The sequence below is a fragment of the Ekhidna sp. genome, from assembly GCF_040223195.1.
Classification (GTDB): Bacteria; Bacteroidota; Bacteroidia; order Cytophagales; family Cyclobacteriaceae; genus Ekhidna.
In genome coordinates this window covers 105880-132833 of the sequence record NZ_JAVKDX010000006.1, presented here as the reverse complement: position 1 = coordinate 132833, position 26954 = coordinate 105880, and the positions used below count along the sequence as shown (strand labels likewise).

The window sequence follows — 26954 nt, the reverse complement described above, 5'->3', positions numbered from 1 at the left end:
TGGCTTTTAGAAACAAAACTGAATGTAGAGAAGATTTGGCTAAAAAAGAACGGTTTGGCCTATTTAGCAAAGATTTCAGAATCATTTTTAAACGCCTTAAACTCTAGCGCATTCCCGGACGGATCAAGGAAAAACATGGTGGCCTGCTCACCTACTTGTCCTTCAAATCGAATGTAAGGTTCAATGATAAACTTAACATTTGCGGCTTTTAACTTTTCGGAAAGTTCTTGCCAATCCTCCCAGTAAAGCACCACTCCAAAATGAGGAACCGGTACCGCATGACCATCCACCGGGTTCGTCTCCAGTTCTACCTTTTCATCAACCATGTGGATCACAAACTGGTGGCCATATAAATTAAAGTCTACCCATCGATCGGATGAACGACCCTCTTCAAAACCCATGATGTCCCTGTAAAAGGCCCGGGTCTCGTTCAGGTCTTTTACGGGGACAGCCAGATGAAACGGTCTAAGGCCCGCCATTATCCTAAAAATGGGTATCTGTAATCTGTAGGGGAAACGAACGTCTCCTTGATTGTTCGCGCGCTCACCCATCGCATCAGGTTCATCATCGCTCCGGCTTTGTCATTTGTACCAGAGCCTCGGGCTCCTCCAAATGGCTGCTGACCAACTACTGCACCTGTAGGCTTATCGTTTATATAGAAATTGCCCGCAGCATTTCTAAGTTTATAGGTGGCAAGATCCACAGCATATCTATCCTTGCTGAAAATAGCTCCTGTCAGCGCATATGGTGATGTATTGTCAACGACATCCAATATCTCTTCAAATTTCTCTGCGTCGTATACATGGATAGTCAGCACCGGCCCGAATATTTCCTCACACATGGTTCGGTACTTTGGATCCTTCGCCAGAAAAACGGTTGGCTCAATGAACCATCCTTTTGAGTCGTCGTAGTTACCTCCGGCGATCAACTCCACGTCTTTGGCTGCTTTTGCATCGTCTATGTAGGCTGCAATTTTCTTGAATGCTATTCCGTCGATAACAGCATTCACAAAGTTGGATGGATCTTCCGGTGAGCCCATTTTGATTGACCTCAGATCCTCCACCATGAATTTTTTCACATCGTCCCATAAGTTAGACGGAATGTAGGCCCTGGATGCAGCGCTGCATTTCTGACCCTGGTATTCAAACGCCCCCCTCACCAGGCCTGTAGCCACTTCTTTTGCATCTGCAGATTTGTGAGCTACCACGAAATCCTTTCCGCCTGTCTCGCCCACAATCCGCGGGTATGTTTTATAAGTGTCGAGATTAGCACCAATAGTTTTCCAAAGATTTTTAAATACCCCAGTACTGCCTGTAAAGTGTAATCCGGCAAAATCCGGATGATTGAAAACCACTTCACCAGCCACAGGGCCATCTACATAGATCAGGTTGATCACGCCATCGGGAAGGCCGGCTTTCTTAAATACTTCCATGATCACATTGGCAGAGTATACCTGGGTATAGCTAGGCTTCCATACTACCGTGTTGCCCATCATTGCGGGTGCGGCGGGTAGGTTTCCAGAGATAGCGGTGAAATTGAATGGGGTGATAGCAAAAACAAATCCTTCAAGAGGACGATACTCCATGCGGTTCCATACCCCTTCTGATGATATGGGTTGCTGCATATACAGCTCCTGCATGAAGGTTACGTTAAACCGTAAGAAGTCGATCAGCTCACATGCCGCATCGATCTCGGCCTGATGTACATTCTTACCTTGCCCCAGCATGGTGGCGGCATTGATTTTGGCACGGTATGGACCAGCGATCAGGTCAGCGGCTTTCAAGAAAATGCTGGCCCGATTCTCCCATATCATGCCTTCCCATGCTTCCTTGGTTTTTAGTGCCGCATTGATGGCATCTTTCACATGAGCAGAAGATCCTTCTGAAAAGTGACCCAAAATATGCTGGTGCTCATGAGGGCACGTCATTGGAATTTTTCTATCCGTGTGTACTTCCTTTCCACCAATGTACATTGGCACTTCGATTTGCTGGCTGTACATTTCCTTGTATTTGCTCAGCAACACGTCTCGCTCGGCTGTGCCGGGTGCGTAACTTAAAACAGGCTCATTGATGGAATCGGGGGTAAAAAAATTTCCTTTTGGCATCTCTTTTCTCGTTTATTTATGGAGCGCAAAAGTAACCCGAATAGTTCAAAAATATCCCCGGAATGACTGAGTGTAAAAATGGGGTGAATCAAAAGAGCTTGAGGAGCTCCATGTGTGACTGGATGGTAAAATCGGCAAGTGACTTTTTCCTTCCGGACGGATTATAAAAGACTGTTTTCATTCCGAACTCTCTGGCCCCATGGATATCGGTTTTGGGATTGTCCCCAATCATAATGCTATTTTCTTTTGAGGCACCTGCTTCCCTGAGTGAATACTCAAAAATCTCCGGGCTGGGCTTTCTGTGATTTGCGCATTCGGAGGTCACCATCACATTGAAATACCTGGTGATGCCGGAATTACTGAGTTTTCTGTTTTGGGCATCAAGAAACCCATTGGTGATGATGTGAAGTTCGTATTTAGCAGACAAGTAATTCAAGGCTGTGCGTGCATCCGGCATGAGGTATGGCTTCTGCGAGCAATTGTCCAAAAAGTAGGAAGAAGCCATTTTTGAGTGAATCACATCAAGGCCGGAGGTCAGAAACACTTCATTGAACCGTTCATTTTTAATGTATTCCCGATCAATCTCACCATTGTTATATTTTACCCAGAGTTTGTCGTTTACCTCGTAAAATGTGTTGACAAACTTCTTTTCTGAGATGCCCGAAGCGGACAGCTCTAGCTGTGTATAGATTTCCAACAATGTTTCCTGAGCGCTTCGATCATAGTCCCAAAGTGTGTGGTCCAGATCGAAGAAAATGTGCCTGATTCCTTTCACCTATTGTACTTTTTCGCCTCTATCTTGTTTTTGGCCAACGCAAGGTTTGCGTTCATGGTTTTATACACTTCCAAATCCTTGCGCAAGATGGGGTCTTTGCTAAGAAACTCAAAAATCTGGCTCACCATATCATAGCCTTCTTCCTTGATGCTGTAAAACACCCACTGATCATATTTTCTGTATGTGACCAAACCAGCATTTTTTAAGTACGTTATATGTCTGGAAGTCTTGGTTTGGGTGAAGTCCAAAATTGCTTCAAGGTCTGAGATGCAAAGCTCCTCCTGCCTGTATAGCAAATGAATGATGCGCGTGCGAGACTCGTCTGAAAATGACTTGAAAATCTGGGTGCCGTAAGACAGATTGAAATTCTTTAGCCTCATTTTTTCACTACTTTTACCGAAGTTAAACTTTTATTGGCTAAAACCCTTTTAAATAGATAAAGGAACTTGATTTGAGATATTTACTGATTCTTTCTTTCTTTCTTTTTTCACTTGCTGAGGTAAATGCTCAGGAGTCTTCCAAAAAGGTTATCCAGTTTACCGGGGTGGTCTTTGGCTCTGACAGCATCTCTGTAGTGCCGGGCACGCACGTGTATATCCCAAAGTCCGGGCGTGGTACTACCACAAACCCCTACGGATTCTTTTCCCTGCCGGTGCTGGAGGGTGATAGCGTGATTTTTAGTGCGGTAGGTTATAAAAGGGCTTACTTCATTGTACCCAGACATGATGGCGAATCCAGTCTTCGAGTAATCATTGCTTTGCAGGATGACATCACTTTTTTGGAGGAAGTTGAGATACGACCATATCCCACCGAGAGTATGTTTAAGGAGGCATTGATCACAATGGAACTGCCTGATCAAAAACAATATGCGAACATCTACCAGTGGCTGAATGCACAATATATGTCCGATGCTTACTTGAACGTCCCTGCATCGCCAAATGCGAATCACCAGGCCTACATGCAGCTGCAAAGACAATCTTATATCAATCGTTATTCCCCACCTCAGAACCAACTGCTAAATCCTTTCGCCTGGGCGAATTTTATCAACTCGCTCAAGCGAAAGAAATAATCAAAAAAATTACACCTCTGACTGTAGCTCCTTAGCTACCTCCTGCACTTTTCTCCAAACTCGGAACGTGTTCTTCGAGCAGATTTTCTCAATATCCTCTGGCATATACCCTCTTTTCAACAGCTCCTTGATCAGGTTTGGATAGGTGGATACATCCTTCATTCCTTTGGGAAGGCTGTCCCCCACGCCATCATAGTCGGATCCTAGTGCCACATAGTCTATACCTACCAGGTTTACCACATGATCGATGTGGTCGGCCACTTTTTGGATGTCTTCGAATACGTCATTGTCAGTTGCATACTGTTTAGCATAAGCTGTATACACCGAGTCCTCAGAAGAAAGGCCATTCTCCGCACGGTAATTAGTGAGATCTTCCCTCATCTTCTCAAACTTGTCTTGAGACTCCTTTGAAAGGAATGTTGACCCAAAATTGATATGAATTACTCCACCATTTGCTGCCAATGCCTTGATGAGCGTATCGGGCATGTTGCGCTCAAAACCTGGAGTGAATTTCCTGCATGAAGAGTGAGAGGCAATCACAGGTACCTTTGTCAATCGCAAAGCATCAAATGCGGCACTGTCTGTCACATGAGAAATATCTACCATGATGCCCCATTTATTCATTTCACTTATCACCTGCTCTCCAAACGGGCTCACACCATTCCAGGTGTATGCAGTATCGTAAGATGAATCGCAGATTTGGTTATCCTTTGAGTGCGTAAGGGTAATGTATCTGATGCCTCTGTCGAAGAAATACTTCACATTGCTGATGTCATCTCCAATTGGTGCACCATTCTCCATCCCCATAGGCAAAGAGATCAATCCCTGTGCAAAATTCACTTCAATGTCAGCGGGTGTATTGGCCATGGCAAATTTTTCAGGGAAGGTAGCTGGCACTCTGGACACCATGTCAATAAGCGAATCGGCAAATTCTTTTGCACCGCCTGTTTCCTGATACCTGGATGGCACATAGATCGACATAAATGGTGCATCAAGTCCTCCTCTCCTTGCTTTAGGATAGTCAAAGTTTCCGGTGGTTTCCACAGACACATCCTCCACGGTCTTGGTGATCATGAAGCCTTTCACGTTCATTCGGTAAGGCAAATCCACGTGCCCATCCACGATGATGAATTTCTGGGCGAGCGAATCTGCCAGTGCACCCAGCTCTTCATCAGACATTTCGCTGATGCTTTTGGTCTCTTTCTGAGTGGGAGTACAGCCAATGACCAGAGCTGCCAAAAAGAATAATGAGAATAGTTTTTTAGTTAAAAAATCCATATTGTGTTTCAGATTGATTGATTTCAACAAAAATACCGAATAGATACCAGACCCCTGTTGCATAAAATAGCATTGCTCGTGTTACATTTTTTTGATATTTTACAAGAAAATTAGAAGGTTTTAGCACCTTCTTATTTTAGATTTGATTCGTTGAGTTTTTAAAAAAATGTGACATTTTTGTATACGGAGCATTTTCCGATTTAATAAACAGACGCTATGACTGACCCTATTTCACCTGAACTACTAAATAATTGGAACACTTACGGAGGTTATCTGGCCATGGCTGTGGCTGGAGTTGGAGTGTTGATTTTGCTAGGCCACTATTTAAAGCTGCTGGCAACAGGAGATTACAAAACCAGATATGACTACATCAATATGCATGAAATCAACATGCTGTGGAATGGAGCATTGCTTATCATCATAGGTGCTACGCTTTTCTTCAATACCATTTTTGATGAATCAACCTGGTTATGGTTCTTCGTGAGACTCTTTATGAGTTCAATGTTCGCTGTGATTCTTGGTGTAATCATCCAAAACGTTTTGAAGTTTTACTACCCGTTTTTCATAGAAAAGCGATTGAAAAAACTCAGATATACTCCAAGAACATCCCCTGATGGAAGAAAAATGAAACTTCTGAGTGAAGAAGAAGAGGATGTTTACCTTGATGAAGGTATGCAGGCAGAGGAAGATGCATTCTCAGTGGATTATGATGTGTGGATAGACGAGGAGTCTGGTTTCACTAAAATTGAGAAATACAACGGTAGACTGCATGCTTTGCAGTGTAGCAACTGTAACTATCAGACATTGAAAGTGGACAGGGAGGAAGTGATACAAACAGCATCCGAAACTGAAGAGGGTGAATTGATGAAGTATTACGCTTGTGGGTACTGTGGTCACAAGGAAAGAAAATCTTTCAAAATTGCCAGATTGAAAGCTGGAGAAACAGCATAATTTGAAAACCGAATAGAACTCGAAACCCTGACAACTGTCAGGGTTTTTTTATGCCTAAAGTTTGATGCAGATGTTTTGAGGCTCGGAGAAAAAACGAAGGGCTTCATCTCCCCCTTCTCTTCCAATACCTGAATCCTTCATTCCTCCAAAAGGTGTTCTGAGATCTCTCACAAGCCAGCAATTCACCCAGATAATGCCAGATTGCACGGCATGTGCTACCCGATGAGCCCTTTGGAGGTTTGATGTCCAGATAGTACATGACAACCCATATCTTGTTGAGTTGGCTACTTCAATAGCCTCTTCTTCGGATTTAAATTTGTTCAGTGTGACTACAGGGCCAAATATTTCCTCCTGATTGGTTCTGCAATTTTCATCCAACCCCTCAATGACTGTTGGCTCGTAATAAAACCCTTCCCTGTCAAGCTTCTTGCCCCCAGTCAGAATTGTGCCTCCTTCTTCCCTTGCCAGCTGAACGTAAGAATCCACCTTGTTGAGGTGTGCTTCTGAAACCAGGGCGCCAGTTGTGGTTTTGGGATCCATAGGATCTCCTACCACAAGCTTTTCGCACTCCTCTAGAAATTGCCTCTTGAATTCCTCATAAATGGATTCTTCAATGAGGATTCGGGATCCGCATAGACATATTTCCCCCTGATTGGTAAAGGAGCTTTTCACACTGGTCTTCACAGCTTCATCCAAATCACAATCCGCAAAAATGATATTTGGGTTTTTGCCCCCCAGCTCCAGCGATACTTTTTTGAATTGCTGTGATGCCGTAGCTCCCACGATTTTTCCCGTTGCTGTTCCTCCCGTGAAGGAGATCGCTTTTGTTGCCTCATGCTCTACGATGGCCTGCCCGATCCCTTTTCCCTCTCCATGAAGAATATTAAGAACACCGGCAGGCATTTCGGCTTCATTGGCCAGTTTACCAAGCAGGTAGGCGGTCATCGGCGTAAGCTCGGACGGCTTTGCAATCACACAGTTTCCCATGGCGAGAGCAGGAGCAATCTTCCAGGAAAAAAGATATAAAGGAAGATTCCATGGTGAGATACATCCCACAATCCCAACGGGCGCCCTTCGGGTGTAATTGACCATGAAGCCCTCCGAAACCTGTGCCTCGGTAGAAAAATTAACAATGGCTGATGCATAAAATCTGAAATTGGTGCTGGCACGTGGGATGTCCACCGCTTTGGCCAGCCACAGCGGCTTGCCATTGTCCCGGCTCTCCATGAGTGCATAGTCATCCAGATTCTGCTCGATTAGGTCTGCCAGCTTGTGTAGAATTCTACTCCGCTTGTCCACTGACATTGTACTCCAAGCTGGAAAGGCTGCCTGAGCTGCGTCAATCGCAAGTTCCAAATCCTCAATGCTGGAGTTTGGTACCTGGGCAAACGCTTTTCCTGTTGCTGGTTCTACATTATCAATGTATTCTCCCTTGACAGGGTCTACATATTTTCCATTGATGAAATTCTGAATTTTCTGCATGGTATTAAATTGATCCGGTCCGTCCACCGTCTATTCTTAAACTTGTTCCATTGATGTAGGCTCCACTCTTGCTACATAAGAGTCCGGCATATGCAGCGATCTCCTCCGGCTCTCCAAACCTGCCTGCGGGAATGGACTTTTTCATCTCAGCTTCAACCTCAGCTTCAGATACGCCCAGCTTTTTCGATTTTCCAGATACGAGGCTTTCAATGCGAGCGGTATTGATAAAGCCCGGCAAGATGTTGTTTACAGTAATTCCGAATTCACCCAGCTCGTTGGACAGGGTTTTGGCCCAGGAAGCCATCGCTCCCCTCACGGTATTGCTCACGCCCAAGCCTGCAATGGGGATCTTTACCGAGGTAGAAATGATATTCACAATACGACCGTAGTTGGCCTCCTTCATGCCCGGAAGCAACTCCTGCACCAGCGTGTGGCTTACATGGAGATGCCGCTTCATTGCGATTTCAAAGTCCGATAGACTGGCATCTGCCAATGGGCCTGGTGCAGGTCCTCCTGAATTGTTGATCAATATCTGATAGGTGCCCTTTTTCAGACCTACCCTTACCGCCTCTTTCACAGCTTCCAGATCATCAAAATCTGCAACTAGATAGTCATGATCTCCCGGTGAGAGTCTGCTCAACGCCGCTCGAAGAGAAGATTCATTTCTGGCAAAAAGTGTGACATTGGCCCTCATTTCGCTCAGCTCCTGTGCTATGGCCAATCCCATGCCCTGCGAACTACCACAAACCAAAGCTCTTCGTCCTTTCAGGTCTAAATCCATAAATTTTTTCTAACTTTTCTTCAAAAATAAACATCTCTGACATGGCGATAAAAAGACCTTTCAACCTGCAAAAATGGATTGATGAAAACCGAGACCTTCTCAAGCCTCCTGTTGGCAACAAAAACCTTTATGCCGATGCAGGAGACTACATTGTGATGATCGTAGGCGGACCCAATGCCCGTAAGGACTATCACTACAATGAAACGGAAGAGCTATTCTACCAGCTGGAAGGAGATATCGAAGTGACCATACAAGAGGATGGAAAAGCCGTGAAGGTGCCAATAAAAGCCGGAGAAATGTATCTGCACCCTGCGAAAGTACCTCACTCGCCTGCCCGACCGGCAAACTCAGTCGGGCTCGTCATCGAGCGAAAAAGGGAGTCTGGGCATAAGGATGGGCTTATGTGGTTTTGCGATCATTGCAACCACAAGCTTCATGATACCTATTTCCACCTCACCAACATTGAAAAGGACTTTCTTCCAAGATTTAAGGAGTTTTTCAATTCCGAAGAACTGAGAACTTGCGATAATTGCGGTGAAGTAATGGAAACCGATCCGAGGTTCACTGACAACTAGTATTTTGAAGGAAGAAGTAGTACAAAAAGCCAGACAGCTCGATGCTGAAGATTCGTTGGCTTCATTCAGGTCTCAATTTTATTTCCCGCAAAAGAACGGAAAAGACTGCATCTACCTATGCGGAAACTCACTGGGTTTGCAACCAAAAACCACGAGTAGGTACCTTGACGAGGAACTGAAGAAATGGAAGGAACATGGTGTAGAGGGGCATTTCACCGGAGATAAGCCATGGGTGAGCTATCACAAAAATTCTAAAGCTCCTCTCGCGAAAATTGTAGGAGCACATGAGCATGAAGTGGTGGCGATGAATAACCTGACCACCAACCTGCACCTGGCGATGGCATCATTCTATCAGCCTAAAGGGAAGCGAACCAAGATACTGATAGAAAGAGGGGCTTTCCCATCAGATTTTTATGCGGTTCACTCACGCATTCAGGTGAGTGGATTAGATCCAAAAGAGCATTTGATAGAGCTCAATCCAGCAGATGGGTCTGACTATCTGAGCACGGAAGAAATCTTAAAAAAGATCAACTTACTAGGGGACGAGCTGGCACTGGTCATGTTCCCGGGAGTACAGTATTACACGGGGCAATTTTTCAATATTCAAAAGATCACCGCAGCAGCTCATCAAACAGGTGCCTATGCCGGGTTTGACCTGGCACATGCGGTTGGAAATATTCCCATGAAGCTCCATGAACATGAAGTTGATTTTGCGGTTTGGTGCACGTATAAATATCTGAACTCGGGCCCGGGTGGTGTTGGCGGGCTTTATATCCATGAAAAACATGGTGCCAATAAAGCAATGCCACGATTATCGGGCTGGTGGGGGCACGATTCGGATTCCAGGTTTAAAATGGCCAATCAAATCAATCCGATCCCGACTGTGGACGGCTGGCAACTTAGTAACGTGAATATCCTCTCTTATGCGGCTCACCTGGCCTCACTTCAGCTGTTTGATGAGGCTGGAATTGGGAATTTGAGGGCAAAAAGCCTGAAGCTAACAAACCTGATGGAAGAGCTCATCCTGAACTCTGCGGTACTTTCCGGTCAGATCAAAATCCTCACACCCTCCACTCCGGAAGAACGTGGTGCGCAACTTTCATTGTACCTGACCAACCACGGAAAAAGCGTTTTCGAATATCTCATTGAGCAAGGTGTTATTCTTGATTGGAGAGAGCCGAATGTGATCCGAGTAGCCCCGGTACCTCTTTACAACACATTTGAAGATGTGGTCAATTTTGTTTCGATTTTAGAAGATGCTATCGCCCATGAAGGATAAAATTACCATTGTCGGGGCAGGTTTAGTTGGCTCGCTCCTGGCCGTCATTTTAAAGAAAAAAGGATTTGATGTGCAGATCTTCGAGAAAAGGAAAGACCCACGGAAATCCGAAATAGCTGAAGGTAGGTCTATTAACCTGGCGCTCAGCCATAGGGGGATTCGCCCACTGAAAATGGCCGGAGTTTTTGAAACCATCGAGCCATATCTAATCCCGATGAAAGGTCGGATGATGCACGACCAGGCTGGAGAGCTTACTTTTCAGCCCTATGGAAAAGAGGGACAGTTTATCAACTCCGTTTCCAGGGCTCAGCTAAACGAACTGCTCATCGAAAGTGCAGAGCAGGCCGGAGTGGACGTCTACTTTGATCACAAGTGCACAGATGTGGATTTTGAGGCAAGCACCCTTACCTTCGAAAATGGCAAAACTATTCAGGCTGATCTGATTGTGGGAACGGACGGGGCATTTTCTGCGATCCGTAAACAAATGCAATTCACCGATCGCTTCAATTTTTCGCAACATTACATTGAGCACGGCTACAAAGAGCTTTGTATTGAGCCTGTTGATGGTAAATTCCTCATGGAGCCAAACTATCTCCATATTTGGCCCAGGGGTAATTTCATGCTGATTGCCCTGCCCAATGCTGACAAAACATTTACCTGCACGCTGTTCTTCCCATTTGAAGGCACTCCGTCTTTCAGTACATTAAAATCCCGAGAGGATATCGACTCTTTCTTTGATCAATATTTTAAAGATGCGAAGGATTTGATGCCAGATTTGGTGGATCAGTTTTTCCATAATCCTACTTCATCGCTGGTGACGACCAAGTGTGAGCCATGGCATAAAAACCGAAGCATCCTGCTGGGTGATGCTGCTCATGCGATTGTGCCATTCTATGGCCAGGGAATGAATTCCGGATTTGAAGATGTACGATTGTTTGCAGAAATGGCTGAGGCAATGAATTGGGACTGGGACAAAATCCTACCTGAATTTTCAAATAGACGAAAGAAGGATGCGGATGCGATACTGGACCTTGCACTTCACAACTTCATTGAGATGCGTGACCATGTGGGTGATCCGAATTTCCTGAGAAGAAAGAAACTGGAGTCTAAAATTCAGGAGCAATACCCAAAAGAGTGGATACCGCTTTACAGCATGGTGACTTTCTCAGACATGCCCTATTCTGAGGCATTGAGATTGGGAAAAATCCAAAAGCAAGTCATGGATGAATTCCTCCAGCAAGAGGAGGATGAAATTAATTTCAGTAAAGTGATGGAGCGATTTAATGCTCTAAAGCAAGGCGGCTGGAAAGCTGGTCAATGATCCGCTGCTCCTCATGGCCTATTCCATCCGCAGCATTCGCAAATAAATACATGGCCTCAAAAACGAATTCCTTTTCGTCAGGATGCTCCTCCAAATAGCTCTTAAGGGTATTCAGGAATTTCTTTTCCCATTTGTCGATATTTTCCAGTAAGTACCTGAATTCAGTCCTGAAAAGCGTCTCGACTTTTTCTGCGTTTGTATTTGGGGTTTGGTCTAAGTATAAAAGCGCCAGGCCCTTAGAAATATTTAGCACCCCGTCCCATTCTTCAGGATCCAGCTTGCCATCGCTCATACACACCAGCAGGGATGGGTAGATTTTCAAAATATAGGTAAACTGATCAATTGAGAGATCGGATTTACGAACCTTTCCGTATTCCTCTAACAGGGTTTCGTGCTGATTTTTCATATCAGGGTGGGTATTAAAATCCTAAATATAGGACTGTTTCCATAGATACCCGACATTATTTGGAAGTAACCCTCGACTTTATGACCATTTATTGTACCATGGGCTCGGGTTGGCTCTCCCGTTGCAGGATTTCCTTATAGTTTTGATAGATATCAAAGATGAGATCTACATACTCTACCGGCTCAGAGCCCCTGCAATAGCCAAATTCCACCACGGGATCGTTGAAGTATTTTGATCTGGACTTCTTGATCAGGTATTCGCTCACTTCCTGCCAACTCTGGGTATTTCCGTCGTATTTTTCAGTCAGGCGAACGGCATCCTGCAGGTGCCCTAGTCCCACGTTGTACGAGGCGAGCACAAACTTCATTCGCTCTTCCCTGTCAGCAATTTTATCTTCCCATTGATTTTGCAACCACTCCAGGTGCTTCGTCCCGGCATAAATGTTTTGAGTCGGATCGTACAGGTTGTCTACTCCGTATTCCCGTCCGGTTCGCGGCATCACCTGCATCAATCCTATGGCTCCTGCCCAGGACTCTGCCCTCTCATCAAATTTTGACTCACGAAAAATCTGGGCTGAAAGCAGTAGCCAGTCCCATCCCAGCTGGTCAGCAGCGTTTTGAATCAAAGAGTCATATGGAGAAATGTGACCACCGCTCAGAGAAGAATATTTGCTTCTTGATCGCCTTAAAGCCGATTTGGAGCTGCGAAAATATTTATCATAGATCACATAGTAATCCGTCGTTTTCCTCATTCGCAGAATCCAGCTGTTCAATGCTTTGAGCAATCCATCGGCATTTTTTCTAACGCCCCATGCAATCTGAGTGGAGAAACTAACAGGTGTCTTGATATCCAGATTGGGATAGTAGGTAGAGTTTACGAGGGCAATGTCTTCTTCTGCAACTGTATAGTCAATTTTTCCCTCCGCCACATGCCTTATCAATTGCTCGGTCTCAGTATTGGTATCTCCCGGCACGATCAGGATATCCCCTCCTATTTCTTCGGAAAGATTAACCATCCGGTCATAATAGGATGAGTGCGGGCGTACCACTACTTCTTTGCCGATTAAATCCACCGGATCTCTGATCAACTCAGCCTCTATCTCATGGAGTTTCATTTGCCGCCAGTTTCTCGGCTTTCTTTGAACCAGCACCTGTCGTTGCAGGTTGTGGTAATGTGTGAATGCGATCCGTTTTTTTCGCTCCTTAGTCACAGTAAGGTTATAGGCCATGATATCCCCCTCACCCGTATTCAACTTGTTGAAGGCTTCCTCCAGGTTTTGAGTAATATTTATGCGAAGCTGAAGGCCCTGCTCCTCACAAAACATTTTCAGGAGCTCGTATTCATAGCCCATGGTTTTGCCTTTGTAGACGAACAAGCCTGTAGAGCTATTGTCCATGATGGCGGTGATATACCCCCGTTCTTTGATTTTGCCCAGGTCAAGATCGATGACAAATTCGTCTCGTTCAGGATAGTCGTCTTTGGCCTGGCTGGAGGATGATTGCTTACAGGAGAAGACTCCCAGGCATAGGACAACATAAAGGATGGCGGTCGTTGAATAAACCTTCATATCATCTCTTAAAATACTCAAAATATTCCAATGAGGGTTTGGATTGAAGTAGAGAAGAGCCTGATTTAGACGATCAAGCTTTTATTGGAGACAAACTCCATTGCCGCTTTTCTGATTGCCTCAGCATCGTAATTGCACTCTCTGTGTAGCTCCGGTTGCTCGCCGTGCTCCACTATTCGGTCGGGTATACCCAAACGCTTCACTGATGAATGGTAGTCATGATCCGATGCAAATTCCAGCACGGCAGATCCAAAGCCACCCATCAGGCAGCCGTCTTCCACTGTGATGATGAAGTGGTGATTTTGGAATATCTCATGCAGCAATTCCTCATCCAAAGGTTTCACAAATCGCATGTCGTAAACGGATGGATTTAGGCCTTCCCTTTGGAGTGCTTCCGCTGCATCCAGTGCATAATTCCCTACTGGTCCCAACGATAAAATGGCTATGTCTGCTCCTTGAATCAGCTTCCTTCCTTTTCCGATTTCGACTTTCTCCAACGGGGTACGCCATTTCGGCATCACTCCAGCTCCACGTGGGTATCGGATAGAGAAAGGGCCATCGTGCTCACTGGCTGTTAACATCAGGTTCCGTAGTTCCGATTCATTCATCGGTGCTGACACCACCATGTTTGGTATACACCTCATGTAGGCGACATCATATGCTCCATGGTGTGTAGGCCCGTCTGCACCTGCTACTCCTGCCCTATCCATGCAGAAAACTACATGCAGGTTTTGAATGCAGACATCATGGATCACCTGATCGTAAGCGCGCTGCATAAAAGAGCTATAAATATTGCAAAAGGGAACCATGCCCTGAGTGGCAAGTCCGGCGGAAAAGGTCACGGCGTGCTGCTCTGCAATGCCCACATCATACGACCGATCCGGAAAGGCATCCATCATAATTTTCATGGAAGAACCAGAAGGCATAGCAGGGGTGATCCCTACAATTTTTTCATTTCTTTCCGCCAGCTCAACCAGGGTATGACCGAAGACATCCTGAAATTTCGGTGGCTGAGGCGTATCATATTTTTTCTTATTGATCGCTCCGGTGATTTTATCGAACGTGCCGGGGGCATGCCACAGGGTTTGATCCTTTTCGGCCAGATCATACCCCTTTCCTTTCACAGTAAGGCAGTGCAAAATCTTGGGGCCGGGGATTTTTTTCAAATCCTCCATCACATCCACAAGGTGATTCACATCATGGCCGTCAATAGGGCCAAAGTACCTGAGGTTGAGTGACTCGAAGAGGTTGCTTTGTTTCAGCAGAAAGCTTTTCATGGAGTTTTCCACTTTGGCGGCTATGTCCTGCGCATTGGGGCCAAACTTGCTGATTTTACCCAACAGTTTCCAGATTTCATCCCTTACCCTGTTGTAGGTCTGGCTTGTGGTGATGTCTGTGAGGTAGTCCTTCAGTGCCCCTACATTTGGGTCGATGGACATGCAATTATCATTTAGCACTATGAGCAGGTTAGAATTACTCACTCCGGCATGATTCATCGCCTCAAAAGCCATCCCGCCTGTCATGGCTCCATCGCCAATCACTGCAATGTGATGCTTATCTTTCTCATCATTCAGCCTGGAGGCTTCTGCCATACCCAGCGCTGCTGAGATGGAGGTGGATGAGTGCCCAACTCCAAACGTGTCGTATTCGCTTTCACTTCGTTTGGGGAACCCTGAGATGCCCTTGTACTTTCGATTGGTATGGAATACGCTTTTCCTGCCGGTGAGAATTTTATGCCCATACGCCTGATGTCCTACATCCCATACCAACTGATCCTTTGGTGTATTGAAAACATAGTGAAGCGCCACGGTGAGCTCAGTCACACCCAGGCTGGCGCCAAAGTGACCTCCATACACAGAGACATTGTCGATGATGAAGTCCCTAAGTTCCTGGCAAACCTGAGTCAATTCTCTCACATCCAGCTTTTTCAGGTCATCTGGTGAGTCTATGTTGGATAAAAGAGGTCCCGGTTTAATCTCCATGTTTTTACAGTATTTCTTCCAAACGCTCTCAGGCTTAGATTGTTTGAATTATCCTACTTACGAAAAAAGATAGTTTGCAAAACTAAGCATTAGACAGAAAGGTAAATTAAACAAAGTTGAAATTCCATAATGTCGGTAATTTTGAACCGTGGCTACAGAGCAGACATTTGAAATAAAACTGCCCCTTTTTGAGGGGCCATTTGACCTATTACTCTTCTTCATTGAGCGGGATGAGCTGGATATTTATGATATCCCAATCTCCAAAATTACCGAAGACTTCCTCCACTATTTAGAGCATCTGGAAAAGCTGAATGTAGAAGTGGCCAGTGAGTTTATACTGGTAGCAGCTACTTTGATGCGGATCAAGGCAAAAATGTTACTTCCCCGACCAGTCATTGATGAGGAAGGCAATGAAATAGACCCTCGGGAAGAACTGGTAAAGCATCTACTTGAGTACAAAAAATATAAGTCTGTGGTGGCGACCCTGGCTAAGATGGAGGCTGACCGTCTGGATCGTGAGAAGCGAGGTAATCTGAAGAAAGAAATCAAAAAGCTTTCAGAGACCATCAACGTGGAAGCTGAGATGCAGGATCTCGATTTGTACAAGATGATGAAGGTGTTTCAGAAAGTAATGAAACGCTACGAATTTGAGCAGAACAAGCCTGTGCATCAAGTAATACAATATCCATATACCATTGAGAAGCAAAAGGCTAAATTGATGGAGCGACTGGTGTATGGGAAAAAGCTATCTTTTGTAGATATGATCCAGGAGAAACCAGACAAAATTCTTGTCATCTATAATTTCCTCTCCATCCTGGAGCTACTTCAGCTCAAGCAAATTGTTATATCCCTCGGAGAAGGATTTAATAATTTCTGGATAGAGCGCCGGGACGAGACCACCATGGTGGATGCCAAATAAAAAGCCTGCGAATAATCACAGGCTTTCATTTTTTTTAACCAAATATTCTTAGAATCGCTCCATTGCTGAGAAGAAAAAGCTCGCCTCGATCGCGGCATTTTCATCCGAATCTGATCCATGGATTGCATTTGCTTCGATGGACGTTGCGAATAAATTTCTGATCGTTCCCTCAGCAGCCTCCGCTGGGTTAGTGGCACCAATCAGGTTTCTGAAGTCTTCCACCGCATTGTCTTTTTCAAGCACCATCGCAATGATTGCTCCTGACGACATATAAGAAACAAGGTCATTGTAGAAAGGTCGCTCCTTGTGAACTTCATAAAATTGACCAGCACGCTCTGCAGACAGTTTTGTCAGCTTTGCTGCTTCAATTCTAAATCCAGCCTCCTCAATAATTTTAATGATCGCACCGGCATTACCAGCTGCATAGGCATCCGGCTTAATCATAGTAAAAGTCTTTTTTCCAGCCATTATTTGTTTTGTTTTTTACGCTTTTTAAATCGCCCGCAAAAATAAAGGAATCAGAAAGAGTTTACTCAGCATTATTGGGTTTTATAAATGTTACTAATTTTGCCGTTCACATTTGCCCGTTCAGGGCATTTTTTATGAAGGACACACAGGCGCTCAAGGACTTCTTACAAACCCCCAGAAAGATCGTTATAACCACCCATGCAAATCCGGATGCGGATGCATTAGGGTCTTCGTTGGGTTTGCATCATTTTCTGGTCAGGCTTGGTCAGGAGGTGAGCACCATTGTTCCCAATAGCTATCCTGACTTTCTGGAATGGATGCCAGGAAATCCCTTAGTGATCAATTATGAAAAGAATAAGGAAAAATCAGATGAATTGATTTTCTCTGCCGATCTGCTATTTTGCCTGGACTATTCCGGTTTTGGCAGGATCAAGGATATGAAAGAAGTGGCAGAGGGCACGAAAGCAAAAATTGCACTGGTGGATCATCACCTTAATCCGGAGATAAATCCGGACTTCAACTTTTGGGATGACCATGCGGCAGCCACCGCAGAGCTTATTTATGATCTGATTGTGGATTATAGTGGGAAAGAAGTCATAGACAAAGGAATAGCTGAATGCCTTTACGCCGGGATCATGACAGATACGGGATCTTTTAAGCACCCTTCCACAACCTCCAAGATTCATCGAATGGTGGCGGAGCTAATTGATCTTGGAGCAGATGTCAACAAGGTGAGCCGGCTTATTTATGATACTAATTCGTTGCACCGGCTGAAGTTTCTAGGTCATGCGCTGGCAGAAAAGCTTAAGGTGAATGAAGAGGCCCGAATCGCGTACTTTGTGATCGGTGAAGAAGATTTCAAAGATTTCCGTCTGAAGCAAGGTGATACGGAAGGGTTGGTAAATTACGCCCTTTCCATCAAGGGTATAGTTGTTGCAGCCATTATTATTCAGCGAGAAAACGAAATAAAACTTTCTTTTAGGAGCATCGGGGACTTTGCTGTTAATAAATTCGCGGAGGAATATTTCAGAGGCGGAGGGCACAAGAATGCCTCCGGTGGAATGTCGGAGCTTTCACTGAAAGAAACGGAGGAGAAATTCAAAAAATTAATCGAAGAAGATATTTTAAAAACACACGTTAAATGAAAAAATTAGGATACATCATACTCGCAATCAGCTTAGCTGCATGCGGTTCAAATTCATTTGAAACAGAAGCAGGAACGAAGGTGACTTATCTTCGGAAAGGGGGTGGAGATTCTCCAGTTGACAGCCTGGTTTCAATGCTTCGTATCAAGTATACGACAGAAGAAGGTGAAATCATGATGGATGCGGGTGAACCCATTCCTTTAAAAGTTGAGCCAAACGAAGGCCTTTTGGACCAGGGAGAATTATTTGAAGTTTTAGTCAGACTTAAAGTAGGAGACAGTGTTAGTTTTGAACTTCCTGCCTCCGATCTATTTCAAAAAACCTTCCGGGCTCCCAGGCCAGACTCGATAGCTGCTGATAGCAAAATCAAATTTCAGATTGCCTACATTGATCAGTTAACTGAACAAGGTTACTTTGATATGGTGGCTAAAAAAGCGGAGGAAGCAGCCGCAAAGCAAATTACCATTGATAATGAAATCATTGACAATTACTTAACGGAAAACAATATCGATGCACAAAAAACTGAAAGCGGACTGAGGTACGTTATCACTGAGGAAGGAAATGGCCCAAAACCGGAAGTTGGCCAAAAGGTGACTGTAGACTACACAGGATGGGTTCTGGACGGAGAATATTTTGATTCCAGCAATAAGGATATGGCAATGGAAAAGGGTCTTTATGATGAAAGAAGAGAACCGTATGAGCCATATACATTTCCATTGGGAAGAGGTCAGGTAATCAAGGGGTGGGACGAAGGTATCGCTTTGCTTAATGAAGGAGCCAAAGCGCGACTTTATATTCCAAGTACCCTTGCATATGGAAGTAGGGATAGAAGTCCCATTATTAAAGCAAACTCCATCCTGGTATTTGACGTAGAGTTGGTCAAAGTAGGGGAATAAGAAACGAATATGAAAAGAGTTCTTTATCTAATTCTTTCTGTGTTATTTATGTCTTCCTGCGGTGATGGTAACGTGTTGATTCAAGAAGATCCTTCTATTCAAAAGGCCATTGATATAGATCTGATTGAAGACTATCTGGCCGATAAAGGATATAATGATTTTGATACCACTCTATCCGGAGTAAGATATATCATCCTAGACCAAGGATCTGGTCAAGCCATTGACGAAAGTGATCATGTTGAATTTCACTATACTGGATTTACTCTCTCAGATACCATTTTTGATACATCCATCAAAGAAGTGGGTGACTCCTTAAAGGCTCATTATACAGAAAATCCAATCATTATAGATGGGAAAGGGTTTACCGTTTTTGGGAATATCTCTTATACACCAACAAAAATCACATACTCCAAATCTGGATGGACCTTGCCAAAAGCCACAAGTACTACCCCAGGATTTATTCCAGGGTATGTTGATGGAATCGTTGCAACTTTTAAGCATCTGAATGTTGGAGGATCTTCCTTGATTTTGATTCCTTCAAATCTTGCATACGGGCAAAATGGAGAAGGCTACTTCATAGCTCCTAACACACCCATAGCTTTCGAACTCTATCCCATAAAAGTCACCAAACAATAAATGCAAATCTGCTTTGCCTCGCATAATGAAAACAAGGTGAAGGAAATCGGACAAATGGTCCCTGACGGTTTATCTGTCGTTGGTCTCTACGAATTAGGGATTACTGAGGAGATAGCAGAAACCGGGACTTCTATTGAAGAAAACTCTCAAATCAAAGCTTCATATGTTTTCGAGAGAAAACATATTCCCGTATTTGCAGATGATAGTGGGCTTGTCGTAAAATCGCTGGGTGGGGAGCCCGGCGTTTACTCTGCAAGATATGCCGGTGAACAACGAGACGATGATGCGAACATGGATCTGTTGCTCAGCAAACTACAAGACAAAGCAGATCGGTCGGCTGAGTTCCAGACCGTCATCACTCTGATTGACCAAAGGGGGGATTCTCATCAATTTAAGGGAGTTATTGAGGGCACAATTCATAATACCAAAAGAGGCACGAACGGGTTTGGCTATGATCCGATATTTATCCCAAAGGGATATGATAAAACCTTTGCCGAGCTACCTTTAGAAGAGAAAAACAGAATTTCCCATCGGGCTAAAGCGGTTCAGAAACTCCTAGAATACCTTCATCAAATAAATGAATAAGCCAATAGTAGTAGGAATCACCGGAGGTAGTGGCTCTGGCAAAACACTCTTCATGAAAGAACTCATGAAACTATTGCCCGACTCCACCCTCCATTCGATGGACAACTACTACATCGATAAAGAGCACCAGCCTAAAGACAAAAGGGGCATTGAAAATTTCGACACTCCTCAGTCCATAGATGAAGCAAAGTTCACTTCAGACTTAACACAGCTTATTGCGGGAGAGTCCATCGAACTAAAGGAATATACCTACAACAATGACAGGGAGAATCAGAACCCTCGATTCATCAAAGTAGAAAGCAAGCCAGTCATACTTGTGGAGGGTATTTTCGTCTTTCACATGAAGGGTGTCCGCGATCTGCTAGACCTCAAACTCTACATTGAAGCGCCTGATTACCTCATGATGAAACGAAGGATCATAAGGGATGCAAAAGAGCGAGGGTATGATCTGGAAGATGTTTTATACAGGTACGAACACCATGTGACCCCAGCATATAAAAAATACATCGAGCCCTCACGGGATTGTGCCGATCTCATCATTCCCAATCATGAAAATTTTGATGTCGCATTAAAAGTGATCACCGCTTTTCTAAATCCGTGATTTTACTACATTTGCCCCGCTTTGAACATTACTGAAAAAATATCGAAGAAATTTTTGCACACTACTTTCGGAGTGGTTTTGGGGATCTTTGTGCTTACGCAGGCTTCCATCGTTCCGGAATCAGTCTATCAAAAAAATCAAGATGCTTCTGAGCAGTCTGATTCTGACAAAGATGAAGTACTTCAGATTTCAGAAAGCCCTGCAGTCCCTTCTTCAAACCTGCAAATCAACCTCGATTATCAATCCTATCTGGTAACTGAGGTTATTCATCAAGAGGAAGAGAAGGATAAAGTGCAGGAAGAAAAACTTCTTCTCCCAGCAGCACAAAAGGCCTTAAAAGTACTTTTCAGGAGAATTATCTCTCCAAATGCTCCTTAATTCTGGAGATCGATTTTTACCAATTCTTATCTAAAATTTTAAACACAAATGCTGCAAATAACCCTTGCAGCAAAACCATATAACCATGAAAAACAAAGGATTTATCGTTTTCCTGACAATATTGATATCACTACTGTGTATCTATTATTTGTCATTTACTTACATCTCTCAAAACATTCAAAAACAGGCTACTGAAGCCACCAGCCTAAGTGATGGCTCGGTGAATGTTTCTGAAAAGCAGCGATACCTGGACTCAATCTGGAATGAGCCAGTCTACGACCTTTTCGGCATTGAGTACACATATAAAGAAATCAAAGAAACAGAGCTTAACCTTGGACTTGACCTTCAAGGTGGTATGCACGTGACCCTGGAGGTTTCTCCAATTGATATCATCAAAGGACTGAGTGGCAATAGCGGAGATGCTGATTTTCTCGCTGCATTGGCGCAAGCTAAGGAAAATGTGAAAGGCACTCAGCTAAATTTCGTTGATGAGTTTTACAGTGAATTCAAAGAAATAGCACCCCAGAAAGAGCTGGCCCAAATTTTCGCCACAGCAGCAAACCGAGGCAGGATAAGCCTGCAAAGCACCGATGCTGAAATTTTGGATATCATAAATACCGAGGTAGAAAGTGCGATCGATCGTTCATTCAACATTCTCAGGACCAGAATTGACCGATTTGGTACTTCTCAGCCAAACATCCAGCGACTTCAGGGCACTGGAAGAATTCAGATAGAGCTGCCGGGCGTAGATAATCCACAGCGGGTAAGAAAGCTGCTTCAGGGAGTTGCAAAACTGGAATTTTGGGAGGTATATCAGCAGCAGGAAATTGCCCCTGTCCTGGTTTCCATCAACTCTCTCATCTCTGCAGAAATGAAGAAAAACCCAGGCTCGCTTACGGAGGAAGAACAACAGAATAAGGACGACATCACCGCATTGCTTGGAGGGGATACTGAAGGAGATTCTCTTGCAACAAGTGAGGAAGATTCTTTGAGAAAACAACAGCTTGACTCCCTGATCAATCCCAAAAGTTCACCATTATTCGAGCTCTTGGTAAATGCCCCTCAATATGGTGGATTGATTTACAATGCAAAGGATACTGCTAAAATCAACCGAATCCTGGAAAGAGACGATGTGCAGGCTTTGATCCCTGCCACTATGAAATTCCTTTGGGATGTGCAGCCAAAGGATAAAGGAGAGGAATTGACAGGCCCAGATCTTTTAGAGCTATACCCCATCAGAACAAACAGAAATGGAAGGGCTACTCTTACCGGGGAAACCATCTCCAGCGCCACGGCTTCCCTGAATGAGCGGGCAGAGCCGGAGGTTACCATGCAAATGAATGCCACCGGTTCAAGAACGTGGGCAAAAATGACCCGTGAAAATGTAGGTCAGCGAATTGCGATCGTGCTTGATAACTATGTGTTTTCAGCTCCATGGGTAAGAGGAGAAATCCCTAACGGAAGCTCCTCCATCTCGGGCGGCTTCCAGACTATCGAAGAAGCGAAAGACCTTGCAAATATTCTTAAAGCCGGATCACTTCCTGCCCCCACAACAATTGTTGAGGACGTAGTTGTTGGCCCAACACTTGGTAAGGTCGCCCAGAGTCAGGGGCTGAATTCGATCATGCTCGGTCTAGTGATTGTAATCGTCTTCATGGTAGCCTACTATGCCAAAGGTGGTCTCATTGCCAACCTGGCCCTGTTCTTCAATGTGTTCTTTATCATGGGTATACTTGCCCAGTTTGGTACGTCATTGACATTACCGGGTATTGCAGGTATTGTACTTACCATTGGTATGGCCATAGATGCCAACGTACTGATTTTTGAAAGAATCAAGGAAGAATTAAGAAATGGCGCAGGCTTAAAAGCTGCTATTTCTTCGGGTTATTCTAAAGCATACTGGTCAATTTTTGATGCAAACGTTACCACACTCATTGTAGGCATCATTCTTTTCACCCTTGGACAAGGGCCAGTTAAAGGTTTTGCCATCACATTGATGATTGGTATTGTGTGCTCATTCTTTAGTGCGGTATTCATTACCCGGGTAATTGTTGAGGCATTTTCCAAAAAAGGAGATAATGCGAAAATCTCATTTGCGAATGCCTTCTCTAAGAATGCCCTTACAAACCTCAACATTGACTTCCTAAGCAAGCGAAAACTGGCATACACATTTAGCTCCATTTTCATTGCGATCGGGATTGTGGCATTAGTTGTAAAAGGCATCACCTTAGGTGTTGATTTCAAAGGAGGCCGCTCGTATGTGATCACTTTTGATGAAGCTCAGACCCCAACGGAAATCAAGACTTCACTTAGCAATTATTTTGAAAATGCCGGAACGGAAGTAAAAACTTTTGGGGCCGACAATGTGCTGAAAATTACAACCTCTTACAAAATAGATGATGAGACAGATGAGGCCGATGCTGAGGTGAGGGATGTGCTAATTAATGGACTTTCCGAAACAACCGGTCTGACCTACATCGTGGATGGTTCTCAGCTAAGCGACGGAAACTTTACGATCTCAAGTTCATCTAAAGTGAGTGCTACCATAGCCGATGATATCAAGAACTCTTCTTATCAGTCGGCAATCATTGCGTTGATTTGTATCTTCATCTACATCGTTTTCAGATTCAGAAAGTGGCAGTTTGGACTTGGAGCAATCGTGGCACTCTTCCACGATACCTTATTCGTACTGTCAGCATTTGCAATTGCAAATATGTTTGGTATTTCATTCGAAGCTGATCAGGTATTTGTAGCGGCGATCCTAACCATCATCGGTTACTCAATCAATGATACGGTGGTTGTGTTTGACAGAATACGCGAAAATATGGGCATCAAATCAGGCTCTGAGCTGATCCCTGTTTTCAACGAATCATTAAACAATACAGTTAGCAGAACATTGATCACTTCACTTACCACTTTGATCGTAGTGATTGTGTTGTTCCTGTTTGGCGGAGCGGTACTTCAAGGATTCTCATTTGCCTTGTTGGTAGGTATCATCGTGGGTACCTATTCATCTATTTTCATCGCAACTCCTATTGTGATTGATCTGAACAAAAAGACGAAATAGGTATTTAGCCTGACTGAAAAATCAGGATTTGCCCCCATTTGCACTAATAGCAATTGGGGGCTTTTTTGTGCTCATTGAGTATTTTCTGTAAATTCAGGTGACCAAATCACAAATAATCCATGGCGAAACATCTTACCTATGCCACCACGGCACTCATCCTGATCGCACTAGCCAAACTGCTTCAGGTTTTCGTATACGATGAGGCGAGCCATGTAAGAAAGGAAGACAAAGTGTATTATGACGAAGTGAAGGACACTTACATCTTGATTGATTCGCTGGCCAGAGACGAGGAAAGCCTGGATTCCGAAAGTGAAGTTACCTCATACCCCCCAGGAGATTCTATAGGTTTTAACACAGAACCTAAGGAAGTTGAAACAGGGGAGGCAGGAGGCTTTGAGGAGCGTCCCGCAAATGAAAAAAATCCTAGTGAAGTAGTGGAAGATCCGGTGGCTGAAGTTGAATCAAAACCTGTGGCGTCATCCTACCCCACACTTGATGATTTGATCAAAAACTACCTAAGCATTAAAAATGTCGGCCTTGAGGAGGGGCGTTCCAGAGAGGATGTAGTGATTCGGTATTATCGGCACGATAAGGATGAAAATAAGGTTGACAAGCTCAAATCTCTGAAGTACTACATCCATGAAAAGCAGGCTACCGAGACCAGGGGGCTGGGTAGTAACATGATCTATTATGGAGAAAATGTTGCTGTTGAAGACATTCAAATTGTGGCCTTTACCTTGCTCAAGAATGGAATACCATTAAAATCCATCCAGCCATCCAGCTACGAATGGAAGTCCAATGCGATTGAAATCGGGACAGATTCTGATCTCATTGGAGCCAAAAACCTGACTGAGGAAGATATCCGAAACTTTTCTAAGTGATTTACCCCTTTTAGGGTATTGAAAATAAAAGAGGTAATGGTGAACTTTATTAAAAAGTTAATACCATGATTACTCACTACATCTCCTGGTGGAACCTCGAAAATCTTTTTGACGAGCAAAATGCTCCATTCTCCCGACGACCCGAAGACCTTGCAAGAAAAATTAAGGCCGATTTGAAGAATTGGACACCAGAAGTACTGGCGAAGAAAATCGAAAAGCTGGCCTGGGTCATTTCTCAAATGAACGATGGGGATGGCCCTGATATACTGGGAGTTTGCGAGGTAGAAAATGCGCATGTCCTCAACCTCCTAAAATCCCAGATAAATTCCACTCGAGACTATCGGCTTATCCACCACGATATGAGTGATAATCGCGGAATTGATGTCGCTTTCATTTACGACCACAACAAATATGAATTCCTTGAAAACGAATTCTTCAACCACACAGTGGTGAAGCGATACCCAACCCGCGAGATTGTGCAGGCTACCGTGAAAAGTAGAGCAACAGGAAATGAGTTGATACTTGTAGGCAACCACTGGCCATCCCGGTCGGGAGGACAATATGAGTCTGAGCCGTATAGAATAATTACCGGAGAAACACTCAGCTACTTCATCGAACGGATACAGCAGGTAAAAGGTGATGAAGCTGCCATTGTGGTGATGGGTGATTTCAATGACGAGCCATTCAATCGATCACTTACTGATTATGCTCAAAGCGTGATGGATCGTGACAAGGTGGTTTATGGTCGAAATCCGTATCTCTACAACCTGATGTGGCCACTTTTGGGCATTAGGCGGGCAAGCTATGTCTACGGCGGCACCCCGATGATGATCGATCAATTCATGGTGGCCAAAGGAATTGCGAAGAAATCAGGGAAGTATTCGCTTGATGAGAATATGGTGAGTCTGGAAGTGTTTGATGGGATGGTTTCCGGGCGATATGATACCCCCGTGAGGTTTGGTCAGGAAGATCTGGATTTTGATGGATTTAGTGACCATCTTCCGATTTCTTTCATCCTTGGAGAAAAAGACTAGTAAGCCACTTCAAAATTTCCATGTCCAACAACCGGGATTAATTCAAAATCAACATTTTGAACGTCAGAAAGAGGTGGCCCCTGCTTGCACCATTCAATAAGTTTGCTTAGGCTATCCACCTCCCCTTCAGCCTCTATTAGCACTGACCCATCATGCTGATTCATCACCCAACCTTTTAATCCCAAACTAGTGGCTTTCTCCCGGGTAGAAGCTCTGAAGAAAACACCCTGCACTCTGCCTACAACATGAATTCGATACGCAATCATATGGACTCCTTCGCCAGCCTTTTATGCATATCTCCTACTTGCATCAAGGCCGCACTACCGTACCAGGGGTGCAATTCCATGATCAACCTGCCCGCCTGGATTGCCGGGTCTGTCTTAGTCAACTCCTCCGCTTCCTCCACAGTTTCCACCGCAAAAATGTAAATCCCTTTCACGTCCCAATTATCAAAAAATGGCCCTGCTAATACGAGCTTCCCTTCCTCAGCCATTCTGGTGATATTATCCAAATGTGCCCTTTGTAGTTGCGCCGCTTCAGTGGAATCCTGATCCCTGTTTGGGCCGGCCTTCAAAAGCGCCATTACGTATCGGCGCATGCCATAGTCGTCTGCCCCCATTTTGGCGGCTAGCAGTGAATCATAGCCACTTATTTCCTGAGACTCTTCTGACACGTGTTTTTGAGCAGGCTCACATGCCGCAAACAAAATGATTAAAACCGGGAGGAAGCTGAAATTTTTCATGAGAGATTGATTTTTCCACCCTAATTTCAGAA

General features: G+C 44.4%; 28 protein-coding genes. 15 read left to right on the top strand and 13 right to left on the bottom strand.

Features of this window, described 5'->3' with window-relative positions:
- Nucleotides 1–59 precede the first annotated feature (59 nt).
- The 4 genes from RLN88_RS01995 to RLN88_RS01980 all read right to left on the bottom strand — a co-directional run bounded on the left by RLN88_RS01995 (nt 60) and on the right by RLN88_RS01980 (nt 3259).
- Nucleotides 60–479 carry a VOC family protein gene (locus tag RLN88_RS01995; RefSeq protein ID WP_350219697.1) on the bottom strand — a complete coding sequence of 140 codons (420 nt, stop codon included), beginning with the start codon at nt 477–479 and terminating at the stop codon, nt 60–62.
- A complete protein-coding gene (gene pruA, locus RLN88_RS01990) occupies nt 479–2104 on the bottom strand; it encodes an L-glutamate gamma-semialdehyde dehydrogenase (protein ID WP_350219696.1) in 1626 nt (541 codons plus the stop codon). Before pruA ends, RLN88_RS01995 begins: the two co-directional genes overlap by 1 nt.
- A gap of 88 nt (nt 2105–2192) precedes the next feature.
- A complete protein-coding gene (locus RLN88_RS01985) occupies nt 2193–2879 on the bottom strand; it encodes a YjjG family noncanonical pyrimidine nucleotidase (RefSeq protein ID WP_350219695.1) in 687 nt (228 codons plus the stop codon).
- A complete protein-coding gene (locus RLN88_RS01980) occupies nt 2876–3259 on the bottom strand; it encodes an ArsR/SmtB family transcription factor (protein WP_350219694.1) in 384 nt (127 codons plus the stop codon). Before RLN88_RS01980 ends, RLN88_RS01985 begins: the two co-directional genes overlap by 4 nt.
- 71 nt (nt 3260–3330) lie before the next feature.
- Between RLN88_RS01980 and RLN88_RS01975 the strand changes: the two genes are divergently transcribed.
- Nucleotides 3331–3948, top strand: coding sequence for a carboxypeptidase-like regulatory domain-containing protein (locus RLN88_RS01975; RefSeq protein WP_350219693.1), 618 nt, complete (start codon nt 3331–3333; stop codon nt 3946–3948).
- Between the two features lie 9 nt (nt 3949–3957).
- Here RLN88_RS01975 and RLN88_RS01970 read toward each other — a convergent pair whose 3' ends face one another.
- On the bottom strand, nt 3958–5226 hold the full coding sequence (locus RLN88_RS01970; protein ID WP_350219692.1) for a dipeptidase: 1269 nt from the start codon (nt 5224–5226) through the stop codon (nt 3958–3960).
- Nucleotides 5227–5442: 216 nt separating this feature from the next.
- Between RLN88_RS01970 and RLN88_RS01965 the strand changes: the two genes are divergently transcribed.
- Nucleotides 5443–6177, top strand: coding sequence for a hypothetical protein (locus RLN88_RS01965; protein WP_350219691.1), 735 nt, complete (start codon nt 5443–5445; stop codon nt 6175–6177).
- A gap of 54 nt (nt 6178–6231) precedes the next feature.
- On the opposite strand, the gene RLN88_RS01960 is transcribed toward RLN88_RS01965, so the two are convergent.
- A complete protein-coding gene (locus tag RLN88_RS01960) occupies nt 6232–7659 on the bottom strand; it encodes an aldehyde dehydrogenase (RefSeq protein ID WP_350219690.1) in 1428 nt (475 codons plus the stop codon).
- A 4-nt stretch (nt 7660–7663) separates the two neighbouring features.
- Nucleotides 7664–8440, bottom strand: a complete 777-nt coding sequence (locus tag RLN88_RS01955) for an SDR family oxidoreductase (protein WP_350219689.1) — start codon at nt 8438–8440, stop codon at nt 7664–7666.
- A gap of 41 nt (nt 8441–8481) precedes the next feature.
- On the opposite strand from RLN88_RS01955, the gene RLN88_RS01950 reads away from it, so the two are divergent.
- Genes RLN88_RS01950 through RLN88_RS01940 form a run of 3 tightly spaced genes read left to right on the top strand, consistent with a single transcriptional unit; the run spans nt 8482 to nt 11615 of the window.
- Complete coding sequence (locus RLN88_RS01950; RefSeq protein WP_350219688.1) at nt 8482–9015, top strand: 3-hydroxyanthranilate 3,4-dioxygenase; 534 nt, start codon at nt 8482–8484, stop codon at nt 9013–9015.
- A gap of 4 nt (nt 9016–9019) precedes the next feature.
- Nucleotides 9020–10294: a kynureninase gene (gene kynU / locus RLN88_RS01945; RefSeq protein ID WP_350219687.1), complete on the top strand. Its 1275-nt coding sequence runs from the start codon at nt 9020–9022 to the stop codon at nt 10292–10294.
- Complete coding sequence (locus tag RLN88_RS01940; RefSeq protein ID WP_350219686.1) at nt 10284–11615, top strand: FAD-dependent oxidoreductase; 1332 nt, start codon at nt 10284–10286, stop codon at nt 11613–11615. Before kynU ends, RLN88_RS01940 begins: the two co-directional genes overlap by 11 nt.
- On the opposite strand, the gene RLN88_RS01935 is transcribed toward RLN88_RS01940, so the two are convergent.
- The 3 genes from RLN88_RS01935 to dxs form a co-directional block, all read right to left on the bottom strand.
- Entirely contained in the window at nt 11575–12021 is a 447-nt protein-coding gene (locus RLN88_RS01935; RefSeq protein ID WP_350219685.1) for a hypothetical protein, read from the bottom strand. The genes RLN88_RS01940 and RLN88_RS01935 overlap by 41 nt on opposite strands.
- Nucleotides 12022–12109: 88 nt before the next feature.
- The gene (locus RLN88_RS01930) at nt 12110–13588 is read right to left on the bottom strand and encodes an MltF family protein (RefSeq protein WP_350219684.1); all 1479 of its coding nucleotides are present in this window, start codon (nt 13586–13588) and stop codon (nt 12110–12112) included.
- A 65-nt stretch (nt 13589–13653) separates the two neighbouring features.
- Complete coding sequence (dxs, locus tag RLN88_RS01925; protein ID WP_350219683.1) at nt 13654–15570, bottom strand: 1-deoxy-D-xylulose-5-phosphate synthase; 1917 nt, start codon at nt 15568–15570, stop codon at nt 13654–13656.
- Between the two features lie 148 nt (nt 15571–15718).
- Here dxs and RLN88_RS01920 point away from each other — a divergent pair, with 148 nt between their 5' ends.
- Nucleotides 15719–16489: a segregation and condensation protein A gene (locus tag RLN88_RS01920; RefSeq protein ID WP_350219682.1), complete on the top strand. Its 771-nt coding sequence runs from the start codon at nt 15719–15721 to the stop codon at nt 16487–16489.
- A gap of 48 nt (nt 16490–16537) precedes the next feature.
- On the opposite strand, the gene RLN88_RS01915 is transcribed toward RLN88_RS01920, so the two are convergent.
- Complete coding sequence (locus tag RLN88_RS01915) at nt 16538–16957, bottom strand: nucleoside-diphosphate kinase (protein WP_350219681.1); 420 nt, start codon at nt 16955–16957, stop codon at nt 16538–16540.
- A gap of 134 nt (nt 16958–17091) precedes the next feature.
- Between RLN88_RS01915 and RLN88_RS01910 the strand changes: the two genes are divergently transcribed.
- The 9 genes from RLN88_RS01910 to RLN88_RS01870 all read left to right on the top strand — a co-directional run bounded on the left by RLN88_RS01910 (nt 17092) and on the right by RLN88_RS01870 (nt 26180).
- Nucleotides 17092–18102 (top strand): DHH family phosphoesterase, encoded by a 1011-nt coding sequence (locus RLN88_RS01910; RefSeq protein WP_350219680.1) that lies wholly within the window; start codon nt 17092–17094, stop codon nt 18100–18102.
- On the top strand, nt 18099–18998 hold the full coding sequence (locus RLN88_RS01905) for an FKBP-type peptidyl-prolyl cis-trans isomerase (RefSeq protein WP_350219679.1): 900 nt from the start codon (nt 18099–18101) through the stop codon (nt 18996–18998). The genes RLN88_RS01910 and RLN88_RS01905 overlap by 4 nt, the downstream gene beginning before the upstream one ends.
- Before the next feature lie 9 nt (nt 18999–19007).
- A complete protein-coding gene (locus RLN88_RS01900) occupies nt 19008–19634 on the top strand; it encodes an FKBP-type peptidyl-prolyl cis-trans isomerase (protein WP_350219678.1) in 627 nt (208 codons plus the stop codon).
- Nucleotides 19635–20219: an RdgB/HAM1 family non-canonical purine NTP pyrophosphatase gene (rdgB, locus tag RLN88_RS01895; RefSeq protein WP_350219677.1), complete on the top strand. Its 585-nt coding sequence runs from the start codon at nt 19635–19637 to the stop codon at nt 20217–20219. It begins immediately after the preceding gene.
- Nucleotides 20212–20820, top strand: coding sequence for a uridine kinase (gene udk / locus RLN88_RS01890; RefSeq protein WP_350219676.1), 609 nt, complete (start codon nt 20212–20214; stop codon nt 20818–20820). The genes rdgB and udk overlap by 8 nt, the downstream gene beginning before the upstream one ends.
- A 21-nt stretch (nt 20821–20841) precedes the next feature.
- A complete protein-coding gene (locus tag RLN88_RS01885; RefSeq protein WP_350219675.1) occupies nt 20842–21198 on the top strand; it encodes a hypothetical protein in 357 nt (118 codons plus the stop codon).
- An 85-nt stretch (nt 21199–21283) separates the two neighbouring features.
- Entirely contained in the window at nt 21284–24265 is a 2982-nt protein-coding gene (gene secDF / locus RLN88_RS01880; RefSeq protein ID WP_350219674.1) for a protein translocase subunit SecDF, read from the top strand.
- A gap of 119 nt (nt 24266–24384) precedes the next feature.
- Nucleotides 24385–25146 (top strand): hypothetical protein, encoded by a 762-nt coding sequence (locus tag RLN88_RS01875; RefSeq protein ID WP_350219673.1) that lies wholly within the window; start codon nt 24385–24387, stop codon nt 25144–25146.
- A gap of 65 nt (nt 25147–25211) precedes the next feature.
- Entirely contained in the window at nt 25212–26180 is a 969-nt protein-coding gene (locus RLN88_RS01870) for an endonuclease/exonuclease/phosphatase family protein (protein ID WP_350219672.1), read from the top strand.
- Here the strand turns inward: RLN88_RS01870 and RLN88_RS01865 are convergent.
- Both RLN88_RS01865 and RLN88_RS01860 read right to left on the bottom strand, forming a co-directional pair.
- Nucleotides 26177–26446, bottom strand: a complete 270-nt coding sequence (locus RLN88_RS01865; RefSeq protein ID WP_350219671.1) for an acylphosphatase — start codon at nt 26444–26446, stop codon at nt 26177–26179. The two genes, RLN88_RS01870 and RLN88_RS01865, sit on opposite strands and share 4 nt — an antisense overlap.
- Nucleotides 26443–26922, bottom strand: coding sequence for a YciI family protein (locus RLN88_RS01860; protein ID WP_350219670.1), 480 nt, complete (start codon nt 26920–26922; stop codon nt 26443–26445). Before RLN88_RS01860 ends, RLN88_RS01865 begins: the two co-directional genes overlap by 4 nt.
- Between the last annotated feature and the right edge of the window lie 32 nt (nt 26923–26954).